This window comes from Mesorhizobium sp. M7A.F.Ca.MR.245.00.0.0, from assembly GCF_003997415.1.
Taxonomy (GTDB): domain Bacteria; phylum Pseudomonadota; class Alphaproteobacteria; order Rhizobiales; family Rhizobiaceae; genus Mesorhizobium.
The window spans coordinates 1-12,240 of sequence record NZ_RZTE01000021.1; the positions used below are offsets into that span (position 1 = coordinate 1).

The 12,240-nt window shown below is 62.5% G+C and carries 8 protein-coding genes, 1 tRNA gene and 1 pseudogene; 4 read left to right on the forward strand and 6 right to left on the reverse strand.

The window, feature by feature from the left end; all coding sequences use genetic code 11:
* Positions 1–361: pseudogene (gene gltD, locus EOB80_RS20585) on the reverse strand (glutamate synthase); the annotation flags it as partial.
* 141 nt (positions 362–502) lie between these two features.
* On the reverse strand, positions 503–5,239 hold the full coding sequence (gene gltB, locus EOB80_RS20590; protein WP_127329361.1) for a glutamate synthase large subunit: 4,737 nt from the start codon (positions 5,237–5,239) through the stop codon (positions 503–505).
* Positions 5,240–5,748: 509 nt separating this feature from the next.
* On the opposite strand from gltB, the gene EOB80_RS20595 reads away from it, so the two are divergent.
* The gene (locus EOB80_RS20595) at positions 5,749–6,798 is read left to right on the forward strand and encodes a low specificity L-threonine aldolase (RefSeq protein WP_127329363.1); all 1,050 of its coding nucleotides are present in this window, start codon (positions 5,749–5,751) and stop codon (positions 6,796–6,798) included.
* 72 nt (positions 6,799–6,870) lie between these two features.
* On the opposite strand, the gene EOB80_RS20600 is transcribed toward EOB80_RS20595, so the two are convergent.
* Positions 6,871–7,338 carry an Hsp20 family protein gene (locus tag EOB80_RS20600; RefSeq protein ID WP_013529716.1) on the reverse strand — a complete coding sequence of 156 codons (468 nt, stop codon included), beginning with the start codon at positions 7,336–7,338 and terminating at the stop codon, positions 6,871–6,873.
* 480 nt (positions 7,339–7,818) lie between these two features.
* Here EOB80_RS20600 and EOB80_RS20605 point away from each other — a divergent pair, with 480 nt between their 5' ends.
* Positions 7,819–8,796, forward strand: coding sequence for an alpha/beta hydrolase (locus EOB80_RS20605; RefSeq protein WP_127329365.1), 978 nt, complete (start codon positions 7,819–7,821; stop codon positions 8,794–8,796).
* Between the two features lie 98 nt (positions 8,797–8,894).
* On the opposite strand, the gene hisN is transcribed toward EOB80_RS20605, so the two are convergent.
* Positions 8,895–9,668, reverse strand: coding sequence for a histidinol-phosphatase (hisN, locus tag EOB80_RS20610; protein ID WP_127270523.1), 774 nt, complete (start codon positions 9,666–9,668; stop codon positions 8,895–8,897).
* A gap of 325 nt (positions 9,669–9,993) precedes the next feature.
* The gene (locus tag EOB80_RS20615) at positions 9,994–10,935 is read right to left on the reverse strand and encodes an N-formylglutamate amidohydrolase (RefSeq protein ID WP_127329367.1); all 942 of its coding nucleotides are present in this window, start codon (positions 10,933–10,935) and stop codon (positions 9,994–9,996) included.
* 163 nt (positions 10,936–11,098) lie between these two features.
* Here EOB80_RS20615 and EOB80_RS20620 point away from each other — a divergent pair, with 163 nt between their 5' ends.
* Together EOB80_RS20620 and EOB80_RS20625 are read left to right on the forward strand one after the other, a co-directional pair.
* Positions 11,099–11,461: a response regulator gene (locus EOB80_RS20620; RefSeq protein WP_006199474.1), complete on the forward strand. Its 363-nt coding sequence runs from the start codon at positions 11,099–11,101 to the stop codon at positions 11,459–11,461.
* A 114-nt stretch (positions 11,462–11,575) separates the two neighbouring features.
* Positions 11,576–11,650, forward strand: a tRNA-Val gene (locus EOB80_RS20625).
* 194 nt (positions 11,651–11,844) lie between these two features.
* Here the strand turns inward: EOB80_RS20625 and EOB80_RS20630 are convergent.
* Positions 11,845–12,240, reverse strand: coding sequence for a hypothetical protein (locus EOB80_RS20630; RefSeq protein WP_127270519.1), 396 nt, complete (start codon positions 12,238–12,240; stop codon positions 11,845–11,847).

Genomic DNA, 12,240 nt, shown 5'->3' on the forward strand with positions numbered 1-12,240 from the left:
CCGTCTTGATGGCGACGGGAATGTCCTCGAGGTTCAGCGTGCAGGCTTCCTCGCAGGGCGCGGGGCAGATGCGGCCGGTGAACTCCGGGAAATTGTTGGTCGAATGCAGGTTGCGGATCGCGTTGTCCCAGTCGCCATTGTAGACGAGGTCATTCCAGTCCGGAATCTGGTTGTGGATCGGGCAACCGGTCGGCCCATGGCAGAACGGAATGCCGCAATCCATGCAGCGCGCGGCCTGTTTCTCGACCTCCTTGTCGGACATCGGCAGCGTGAATTCACGGAAATGCCGGATGCGATCGGAGGCCGGCTGGTACTTGTGCACCTGCCGGTCGATTTCGAGAAAGCCTGTTACCTTGCCCATAGTCCAGTTCCTGCTGTCCAGATGGTGCGGTTTTCGCCGCACCCGTTAACCCCTTGAGGCAGCCATGGCAACCTTGCGCCGGAGGTCAAACTGTCGATGAAGATGGGCCGGGAAGCTTGGGCTCCCCGGCAATTGCAAAGCCTATTCCGCCGCGACGCCCATGCGCATGCGTTCCATCTCGATCAGGGCGCGGCGGTATTCGACCGGCATGATCTTGCGGAACTTCGGCCGGAAAATCGTCCAGTCGTCGAGAATCTCGCGGCCGCGTACCGACCCGGTGTAATGCACATGGTTGGAAATCAGCTGGTAAAGCCGCTCCTCGTCATGGCTGGTCATGTCGCCGGAGACGTCGACGCGACCCTTGTGGTCAAGGTCGCCGCCATGGTGCAGCAGCCTTTCCATCAGATCGTCTTCTTCCGGAACCGGCTCCAGCTCGACCATCGCCATGTTGCAGCGCTCGGCGAAATCGCCCGCCTCGTCCAGCACATAGGCGACGCCGCCCGACATGCCGGCGGCGAAATTGCGGCCGGTCTTGCCGATGACGACGACGATGCCGCCCGTCATGTACTCGCAGCCATGGTCGCCGACGCCTTCGACGACGGCGGCGACGCCCGAATTGCGCACGGCGAAACGCTCGCCGGCGACGCCGGCAAAGTAGGCCTCGCCCTCGGTGGCGCCATAGAGCACCGTATTGCCGACGATGATGGACTCCGCCGCGACGATCTTGGCCTCTTCCGGCGGCCGGATGACGATGCGGCCGCCCGACAGGCCCTTGCCGACATAGTCATTGCCGGCGCCGACAAGCTCGAACGAGATGCCGCGCGCCAGGAAGGCGCCGAAGGACTGGCCGGCAGTGCCGGTCAGCTTCACCTGGATGGTGTCCTCGCGCAGGCCCTTGTGCTTGAAGCGCTTGGCCACTTCACCCGACAGCATGGCGCCCGCCGAGCGGTCGACATTGCGGATATCGACCTCGATCTTGACCGGCAGCTTGCTTTCGAGCGCAGGCTTTGCCAGTTCGATCAGCTTGCGGTCGAGCACGTCGTCGATCGGGTGCTTCTGGCGCTCGGTCCAGTGCACCGCCTCATGCGGCGCATCCGGCTTGAAGAACATCTTCGAGAAATCGAGCCCGCGCGCCTTCCAGTGCACGATCAGGTCGCGCTTCTCCAGAAGATCACTGTCGCCGATGATCTGGTCGATATGGGTGTAACCCATCTCGGCGAGCAGCTCCCTCACCTCTTCCGCCACGTAGAAGAAGAAGTTGATGACATGCTCGGGCGTGCCCTTGAAGCGCTTGCGCAGCACCGGATCCTGCGTCGCGACGCCGACCGGGCAGGTGTTGAGATGGCATTTGCGCATCATGATGCAGCCGGCCGCGATCAGCGGTGCCGTCGAGAAGCCGAACTCGTCGGCGCCAAGCAGCGCGCCGATGATAACGTCTCGCCCCGTGCGCAAGCCGCCGTCGACCTGCAGCGCGACGCGCGACCGCAAGCCGTTCAGCACCAGCGTCTGGTGCGTCTCGGCAAGGCCCATTTCCCATGGGCTGCCGGCATGCTTGAGCGAGGTCAGCGGCGAGGCGCCAGTGCCGCCATCATAGCCCGAAATGGTGATGTGGTCGGCGCGTGCCTTGGCGACACCCGCCGCGACCGTGCCGACGCCGACTTCCGACACCAGCTTGACCGACACGTCGGCCGCCGGATTGACGTTCTTCAGATCGTAAATCAGCTGTGCCAGATCCTCGATCGAATAGATGTCGTGATGCGGCGGCGGCGAAATCAGGCCGACGCCCGGCGTCGAATGCCGGACCTTGGCGATGGTCGCGTCGACCTTGTGGCCGGGCAGCTGGCCGCCCTCGCCGGGCTTGGCACCCTGCGCCACCTTGATCTGCATCATGTCGGAATTGACGAGGTATTCGGCCGTGACGCCGAAACGGCCCGAGGCGATCTGCTTGATCGCCGAGCGTTCGGGGTTCTTGCCGCCGCCAGGCAGCGGCAGATAGCGGTCGGCCTCTTCGCCGCCCTCGCCGGTGTTCGACTTGCCGCCGATCTGGTTCATCGCGCGCGCCAGCGTGGTATGCGCTTCGCGCGAGATCGACCCGAACGACATCGCCCCGGTCGAGAACCGCTTGACGATGTCGGCCGCTGACATGACGTCGTCGAGCGCCACCTTCTTGCGGCCGGTCTCTCCGGCCAGCTTGATCTTGAACAGGCCGCGAATGGTCTGGGCGCGGGCCGTCTCGCTGTCGATCTGGGCGGAATAGTCCTTGAACGTTTCCCACGACCCCTGGCGCACGGCGTGCTGCAAGGTGGCGACTGCGTCGGGCGACCAGATATGCGCCTCGCCCCGCATGCGGAACATGTATTCGCCGCCGACCTCGAGGCTGTTGCGCAGCACGGGGTCGTTGCCGAAACCGTCATTGTGGCGGCTGAGCGTCTCGGCCGCGATCTCGTCCAGGCCGACGCCTTCGATCAGCGTCGCGGTGCCGGTGAAATATTGCTGCACGAAATCGGTCTTCAGGCCGATGGCATCGAAAATCTGCGCGCCGCAATAGGACTGGTAGGTCGAGATGCCCATCTTGGACATCACCTTGAGGATGCCCTTGCCGATCGACTTGATGTAGCGCGAAACGACCTCGTAGGCGTCCACTTCCTTCGGCAGTTCGCCGCGCTTGTGCATGTCGAGCAGCGTGTCGAAGGCAAGGTACGGGTTGATCGCCTCGGCACCATAGCCGGCAAGGCAGCAGAAATGATGCACTTCGCGCGGCTCGCCGGATTCAACGACGAGGCCGACCGAGGTGCGCAGCCCCTTGCGGATGAGGTGATGATGGACCGCGGCCGTAGCCAGCAGCGCCGGGATGGCGATGCGGTCCGGCCCGACCTGGCGGTCGGACAGGATGATGATGTTGTAGCCGCCGGCGACCGCCGCCTCCGCCCGCTCGCACAACCGGTCGATGGCGCCCTGCATGCCCGCGGCCCCTTCGGCCGAGCCATAGGTGATGTCGATCGTCTTGGTGTCGAAGCGGTCCTCGGTGTGGCCGATGGAACGGATCTTTTCGAGATCGCCATTGGTCAGGATCGGCTGGCGCACCTCGAGCCGCTTGCGGCGCGAATTGCCGACCAGGTCGAAGATGTTGGGCCGCGGCCCGATGAAGGACACCAGGCTCATCACCAGCTCCTCGCGGATCGGATCGATCGGCGGGTTGGTGACCTGGGCGAAGTTCTGCTTGAAGTAGGTGTAGAGCAGCTTCGACTTGTCCGACATCGCCGAGATCGGCGTGTCGGTGCCCATCGAGCCCACCGCCTCCTGGCCTGTCGTCGCCATCGGCGACATCAAGAGCTTGGTGTCTTCCTGGCTGTAGCCGAACGCCTGCTGGCGATCGAGCAGGCTGACATCCTTGCGCAGCGCGCGCGGCTCGACCGGCTTCAAATCTTCGAGGATGAGCTGTGTGTTGGAGAGCCAGGTCTTGTAGGGATGCTTGGTCGCGATCTCCGACTTGAGCTCCTCGTCGGAGACGATACGCCCCTTCTCCAGGTCGATCAGAAGCATCCGGCCTGGCTGCAGCCGCCACTTCTTGACGATCTTCTCCTCGGGCACCGGCAGCACGCCGGCTTCCGAGGCCATGATGACGCGGTCGTCATCGGTGACGATGTAGCGTGCCGGGCGCAGGCCATTGCGGTCGAGCGTGGCGCCGATCTGGCGGCCATCGGTGAAAACCACCGCCGCCGGCCCGTCCCACGGCTCCATCAGTGCCGCATGGTATTCGTAGAAAGCCTTGCGATCGGCATCCATGAGCTTGTTGCCCGCCCAGGCTTCCGGGATCAGCATCATCATGGCATGGCTGAGCCTGTACCCGCCCTGGAACAGGAACTCGAGCGCATTGTCGAAGCAGGCGGTGTCGGACTGGCCGTCGTATGAGATCGGCCACAGCTTCGAGATGTTGTTGCCGAACAGTTCGGAATCGACCGACGCCTGGCGCGCAGCCATCCAGTTGTTGTTGCCGCGCACGGTGTTGATCTCGCCATTGTGGGCGACCATGCGGTAGGGATGCGCCAGCTTCCAAGACGGGAAGGTGTTGGTCGAGAAGCGCTGGTGGACGAGGATCAGCGCGGTCTCGAAGCGCGGATCGATCAGGTCCTTGTAATACGCGCCGACCTGGTAGGCCAGGAACATGCCCTTGTAGACGATGGTGCGCGCCGACAGCGACACGCAATAGGCGCCGATGTCCTTGTTGTCGTTCTCGGCGTAGATGCGGCCCGATATGACCTTGCGCAGCAGATAGAGCCTGGCCTCGTATTCCTCGTCATCGGTAATGTCTGGCGTGCGGCCGATGAAGATCTGCCGGTGGAACGGCTCGGATGCCACGATGTCAGGCGCCTTCGACAGCGACGAATTGTCGACGGGCACGTCACGGAAACCGATGAGCGGAAGCCCCTCGGATTGCGCCGATTCGACAATGATGTCCTCGATATGGGCGCGAAGGGCCGCGTCCTGCGGCATGAACCAGTGTCCGACGCCGTACTGACCCGCCGGCGGCAGCTCGATGCCCTGGGCCGCCATCTCCTCACGGAAGAACTGGTCGGGAAGCTGCACCAGCACGCCGGCGCCATCGCCGACCAGCGGATCGGCGCCAACGGCGCCGCGATGCGTCAGGTTTTCGAGCACAGCCAGCCCGTCCTTGACGATCTGATGCGACTTCACGCCCTTCATATTGACGATGAAGCCGACGCCGCAGGCGTCATGCTCGTTGCGCGGATCGTAGAGGCCCTGGGCGGAAAAGCCGTTGGCGGTTCGGCTAATATTGGATCGCAAGGTGGTTTTGACGGTTGCCGCTTTCGTCTGCGCGGCCTGGCCGTTCGTCGCAGAGTGCGTCATGTCCGTCATCTCCTGTCCTCCATTCCCAGCCATTCAGGCGCTGGTTTGCCTCGGCAAGCGCTTGGCTCACCCTGATCCTTGTGGCACGTCTTGCGAAATCCTTGCCGAACCAGGCGGCTTTCCGCATGGATCGCATCTGGTAATCGTACAGGCCAGAGTCTGGCTGTCCACCTGTCGCTCGCGGCAACAGCCGGAGAGGCCCAATGATACGCCAATCCGGCTCGTTTTGTGCGACAAAATAAGACAGCACTACTGTCCTAAATTTTTATGGCAGAAATCCGGGACGCACACAAGACCGATTCACAAAAAACTTGGGCTTTTCGCGACAGAAAATGTCGTCAAGTCCGGAAAAAACGTAAGCTTCAGTCGTCGACCTGGGCTTTGTCGGTTGGCTGGCTTTACGGTTTTTCCGGCGCCTGGCCCCTTGCGGTCCGCTCGCGAAACCGGTCAACTTCAGACTGATTTCCCCAAAACCCGATCTCCCCAACCCCCCGACCTCCCAAGACATAGGCAGATGCATGTTCTTCGCTTCCGACAATTGGGCAGGCGCCCATCCCAATATTGCCGCCGGCCTGTCGGCCAATGCCGGCGGCTTTTCCACCGCCTATGGCGACGGTGCGCTCGACCGGGCAGTCTACCAGCGCTTCAGTGAGATTTTCGAACGCGAGGTCGCGGTGTTCTTCGTCGCCACCGGCACGGCCGCCAACTCGCTGGCGCTCACCGCTTACAACAAGCCGGGCGGCATTTCCTTTGCCCATCGCGAATCGCATGTCATCGAGGACGAATGCGGCGCGCCGGTATATTTTTCCGGCGGCTCTCGCCTGCATGAGATCGATGGCGCGCTGGGCAAGATCGATCCGCACAATCTGGAAAGGACCATCGGCCGTTTCGCACCGGAAATTGTCCATTGGGGACGGCCGATGGCCGTTTCGATCACCCAGTCGACCGAGGTCGGCACCATCTACGGCCTGGATGAGATCGAGACGATCTCGGCGATCGCCAAACAATATTCGGTGCCCCTGCACATGGATGGCGCCCGCTTTGCCAATGCGCTGGTCGCACTCGACACGACACCGGCCGAAATGACCTGGAAACGCGGCGTCGACATCCTCTCCTTCGGCGGCACCAAGAACGGCTGCTGGTGCGCCGAAGCGATCGTGCTGTTCGACCTCGATCGTGCCAGGGAATTGGCGTTCCTGCGCAAGCGCGCCGCCCAGCTGTTTTCGAAATCGCGCTTCGTCGCGGCGCAGTTCGAAGCCTATTTCAAGGACGGATTGTGGCTGGACACCGCCCGCCACGCCAACGCCATGGCCGCACGCCTTGCCGCCGCGATCGAGGATTCGGCAACGGCCAAGCTGGCATGGCTGCCGCAGGCGAACGAGGTTTTCGCGGTGATCAAGAAAGCCGAGGCCGAGAGGCTGCAGGCCGCGGGTGCCGCCTTCTACGACTGGCACAAGCCGCATGGCTTTGACGGCCACATCGGCGAGGACGAGTTGCTCTACCGCTTCGTCACCAGCTTTGCGACGACAGCCGATGAAGTCGACCGTTTTGGCCAGCTGATCGCCTGATAACGCATTTCCCCGACAACAAAAAAGCGGCGCCTTTCGGCGCCGCTTCCGTCTCGGGAGGAGACTTGTATTTTAGGCAGCGGTCTTGGCCTCGATCTGCTTGGCCTTGGCCGAAGACGCCGTAATGGCGATCTTGCGCGGCTTCAGCTCCTCGGGGATGTTGCGCTTGAGGTCGACGAAGAGCAGGCCGTTCTTCAGCGAGGCGCCAACGACCTCGACGTGGTCGGCAAGCTGGAAGCGGCGTTCGAAAGCCCTCGAGGCAATGCCGCGATAGAGCAGCTCGGAGCCTTCGCCGGTGCCCTCGTCCTTGCGCTCACCCTTCACGGTCAGCACGTTGCGATGGGCTTCGATCGAGATTTCCTCGTCAGAGAAGCCGGCAACCGCCATCGAGATCCGGTAGGAATCCTCACCGGTGCGCTCGATGTTGTAGGGCGGATAGGTCTGCGCGCCATCCGGCTGCGCGAGCGAATCGAGCATCGTGAACAGACGATCGAAGCCCACGGTCGAGCGATAAAGCGGGGAAAAATCAACGTGACGCATGAGGTGTTCTCCTGTTGAGCAACATGGTTTGCGTATGGCCGGTGCGAAACCCTTGAGCGGCGTTTCGGGTGGACCAGCGGCCCCGACATTGGCGACCGCACGAGACATTTGGGGAGCGCTGGAAAGCATTTCAAGATTTCACCTGGCGGCAAAAGCCACGGCGGCCGGACCCTTGATGAACGGCAGATGAACCGGCACTTCGGCGCGCGTTCAGGCAGCCGGCGCTAAAGTCCATTCCAGGATCAAGGACTGGCGGCGCCGATTGCACAACAGGCACCGCAACGAGGCCGACCGGGTGTAACGTCCCTTCCTCCCGGATCGACAGAGGCCGGAAGCACGCTTTCAAGCGGCTTCCGGCCTTCCCTGATGCAGCCTCCCCTTCACCGGGAATTCCTTGGCTTTTGGCGCATGGGCGTCTATCACCTTAGCGGAGCCGGCCAGCGCAGGCGGGCATGCGAGACGCCGAGCACGAAGCGCCGAATGACGGATCTTTTCACCGAAAACTCCCTTTTTCACGAAATCGAGGGCAATCCGCGGCCGGAAAATGCCACCGGCGGCTTCTTCACCACGCGTGACCGCAAGAATATCCGCTACGGCCTGTTCGGCGCGGTCGCTCGCCCGATGAAGGGCACCGTGGTCCTGCTCACCGGCCGCAACGAGTGCATCGAGAAATATTTCGAAACCATCCGCAACCTTGCCGATCGCGGCTTTGGCGTCGCCACGCTCGATTGGCGCGGCCAGGGCGATTCCGACCGGCTGATCCGCGATCACCAGCGCGGCTACGTCAGCAGCTTCCGCGAGTACACCGCCGACCTCGAACAGTTCTTCGAGGAGATCGTGCTGCCCGATTGCCGCGGACCGTACTACATCCTCGCCCATTCGGCAGGTGCCTTGATCACCCTGCTTGCCGCCCCATCAATGGTGAACCGCATCCGGCGCATGGTGCTGATCGCGCCCTTCCTGACGCTGCCCGACCTGCCGGTCTCGATCTCGACGGTTCGCCGCGTCTGTTCTCTGTTCTGCGCTCTCGGCCTCGGCCGGCTCTACGCCGCCTGGGGTCCGCGGCCGAGGATTACGGCCCCGTTCGAGACCAACAAGCTGACATCGGACCCGGAGCGCTATCGGCGCAACACACGGATCTATGAAGAATACCCGCAACTGGCGCTTGGCGGGCCGACGATCCGCTGGCTGCAGGCAGCCGCGAAAGCATCGGAAGCCGTCAGCGACCCCGACTTCATGGCTCGGATCCAGGTCCCGCTGCTGATCATCGCCGCCGGCGCCGACCAGGTCGTCTCGACCAGGGCCGTGGAAGCCTACGCCAGGCGTCTGCGGCTCGGTTCGCTGCTGATGATCGATGGCTCCCGCCACGAAATCCTGCAGGAAGCCGACATCTACCGCGAGCAATTGCTCGCCGCCTTCGACGCCTTCATTCCCGGCAGCGACGACCCCACAGCCTGACGGGCGCCGGTCGCTGGCCCGCTCCCCAAGGGGTGCCGCCGGCAGTAAAACGACTGCTTCAAGCGGTCGGCATCACCTGAATGGCGGCGGACGCTCGTTTAGCCGCGCAGGGCGGCCATGGCGGCGGCATGAAGTTCCGGCGTCGCCGCGGCGAGTACATCGCCGCCCTGTTCCGCCGGCCCGCCATCGAATGTGGTGACGACGCCGCCTGCCTTTTCGATGATCGGGATCAGCGCCACGATGTCGTAGGGCTTCAATCCGGGATCGGCGACGATGTCGACGCTTCCCGAGGCGATCATGGCGAAGGCATAGCAATCGGCGCCATAGCGGGCGAGCTGGATCTGTCTTTCGAATGCATCGTAACGGTTGCGCGCCTCGCCCTTGAACAGGGCCGGCGTGGTGGTGAACAGCGTCGCCTGGTCCAACTTCGTCGTCTTGCGGGTCGTCAGTTTTCGCGGCCCGCCTGGCCCCTCATAATGGGAGCCCGAGCCGTTGGCGTAGAAAAGCTCGCCGGTGAAGGGCTGCGCCATCATGCCGGCAACGGCGTCGCCGTCGACCGTCAGCCCGACCAGTGTGCCCCACACCGGCAGACCGGAAATGAACGCGCGGGTGCCGTCGATCGGGTCAATCACCCAGACGTGCCGGCTCGAAATGTTCTCGCTGCCATGCTCCTCGCCTAGAATACCATGATCGGGATACTCAGCCGATATCAGAGCCCGGATGGCGCGCTCGGCCTCGCGATCGGCCTCGGTGACCGGATCAAAACTGCCCTGTTCCTTGTTGGCGACCGCACCTTGGGCACGAAAGCGCGGCAAGGTCTCCGCCGCTGCCGCCTGCGCGATGCGACGCATGAAATCGATGCTGATGTCCAACTGATTCTCCCGCATTGCAGCATGCCCGAGCCCGGCTTTGCCGCCAATTTCGTGCCAAAACAAGGGTGTCGAGGATTTTTCCGCGACGGCATCTGTTGCCTGGATGTCACACAGGCGCCATCGAAACGCAATTTCCACATCAGAGTGAATTAAAAAAGGCTGAAGGTCGCTTGACATTTGTGCAGCGCACAATACCCTCAATCTCGGACAGGGTTTCCTGTCCATGCCCTCCTTGGGCGTTTCCTCCCTAGACTTCGACCGTATCGTGCAAACGATGCGGTCTTTTTTTATGGCGCCATTCAGTCCGCGGCCAGCGGCAGGTTATTCACTCCGCGGCCAGTGGCAAGTCGATGAAATGATGATCGGGCATCGACATCAGGTCGGCTGAGAACCGCGTCAGATCGTCGGCCAGCGCATCGAAGCCGGCAGCCTTCTCGAATGTCCGCTCGTTCATATAGAGCCCCCGGTTGACCTCGATCTGCAGCGCGTGCAGATGGCGCGCCGGGCGGCCATAGTGCTCGGTGATGAAGCCGCCGGCGTAGGGCTTGTTGTGGGCGACCGAATAGCCCATGGCGCTGAGCAGGCCGATCGCGGTGTCGGTCAGGGCGGCCGTTGCCGAGATGCCGAAACGGTCGCCGATGATGAAGTCGGGCCGCTGGCCGCTGTCGCCGACCCTGATGCTCGCCGGCATCGAATGACAGTCGATCAGCACGGCAAAGCCGAACCGCGCATGGGTTCTGGTCAACAGCCGCTTCAGCGTCTCGTGATAGGGCTTGTAGACGGCCTCGATGCGGGCGACCGCTTCGGCCAGCGGCAAGCGGCCGGAATAGATGTCGAGCCCCTCGCCGACCAGCTTCGGCACCGTGCCCAGCCCGCCGGCCACCCGTGCCGAGCGGATGTTGCAGAAGGACGGCACCGGCTCGGCGAACATGCGCGGATCAAGCTCCCACGGTTCACGGTTGACGTCGAGATAGGCTCTCGGGAAATTCGCCGCCAGCAGCGGTGCGCCGAGCGCGACGGTCCCGCCGAACAGCTCATCGACGTAGCAGTCCTCGGACCGGCGGATGGCGTTGCGGTCCAGCCTTGCCATGGCAAGGAAGCGCTCCGGATAGTAGCGGCCGCTATGCGGTGAGTTGAAGAGGAAGGGGACGCGCTGCTCGACGCCCGACCGGATTTCGAAGGGTGGAAAGACCGAAAAATCCTCGGCTGCCGTCTTCAATTTGAACGAACCCGAAAACACCAGTGCATCATGATGTGAAAGTGCCACCTTGCAAGCCTCGTGTCCAGCATTTCGGCCGCAGCACACGCCCGGCAAATATGGATCATCCCCGTCAGCGTTCACTTGATGTTTACCCTCACCTCCTCATATACAGGATGGTTAACGGGCTTGCCCAACGGCAACCTCGGGCGGGTGATTCGGACGGGATATCATGGCACGCATTCTTCTGGCGGAAGACGACGACGATATGCGTCGGTTCCTCGTCAAGGCGCTGGAGCGCGCCGGTTACCAGGTCAGCGATTTCGACAATGGCGCCAGCGCCTATGAGCGGCTGCGCGAGGAGCCTTTCTCGCTGCTGTTGACCGACATCGTCATGCCGGAGATGGACGGCATCGAACTGGCGCGGCGCGCCACAGAGATCGATCCTGATCTGAAAGTCATGTTCATCACCGGTTTCGCCGCCGTTGCGCTGAACCCGGATTCCAAGGCGCCGAAAGACGCCAAGGTGCTGTCGAAGCCCTTCCACCTGCGCGACCTCGTCAACGAGGTCGAAAAGATGCTGCAGGCGGCGTGAGCCGTTTTTAGCCGAGGCGCCGCACTCTTCGCCACTGCGGCGAGACGACGCCTTCTTTCCTTTTTCCTGCTATTGACGCGCTGGATCAAAAATGGTGTATGCGCGGCTTCGGATGGGCGTGTAGCTCAGCGGGAGAGCACTGCATTGACATTGCAGGGGTCACAGGTTCAATCCCTGTCACGCCCACCATCCAACCAGACAAGCAGATCTTGCATCGGCATTTCCCGGCTGGTTCCCCAGAGGTAGAGCGGTTCGCATAGGTTGACTTATAGCCTGCACCTGGCGCAACGCCGCATGCAGTGCTTGAGCTTGGCGAACGGTTTGTCGATTTGGGCTGAGGTCCGGACTATAGGGGCAGGAAGAAGAGCCCTTGCGAAGCCAGCCTACTGGTCATCGTCATCGCCATTGTCTGGATTGTCGACCAAACATCCCGCGCCGTGACACCCTTGGTAATTGCCTTGAGTGTCGAAATTCGGATTGCCGTCCTTGTCGTAACTCGGCCTTGGGTCGATGTAGCTGTCGTTCTTTCGACGCGCTTCCTTGCGATCCTTGTCTCTCTGTTCCTGCGCGGCTATGCGATCCATTGAGCGCTGCTCGTCTTCTGAACGTTGTGAAGTCTGTTGCATCATGCAGTCGGCAAACCTGTTGGTTCCTGGCCTATAGCCGTAAGAAGCGCACTGTTGCTGATCCATTGCGCGCTGATCCTCAGCGCTGACGCAACCAGCAACCGCCAACGGCACAAGCGCGATCAGCACATATCTCATCTTGAAATTCGGCAT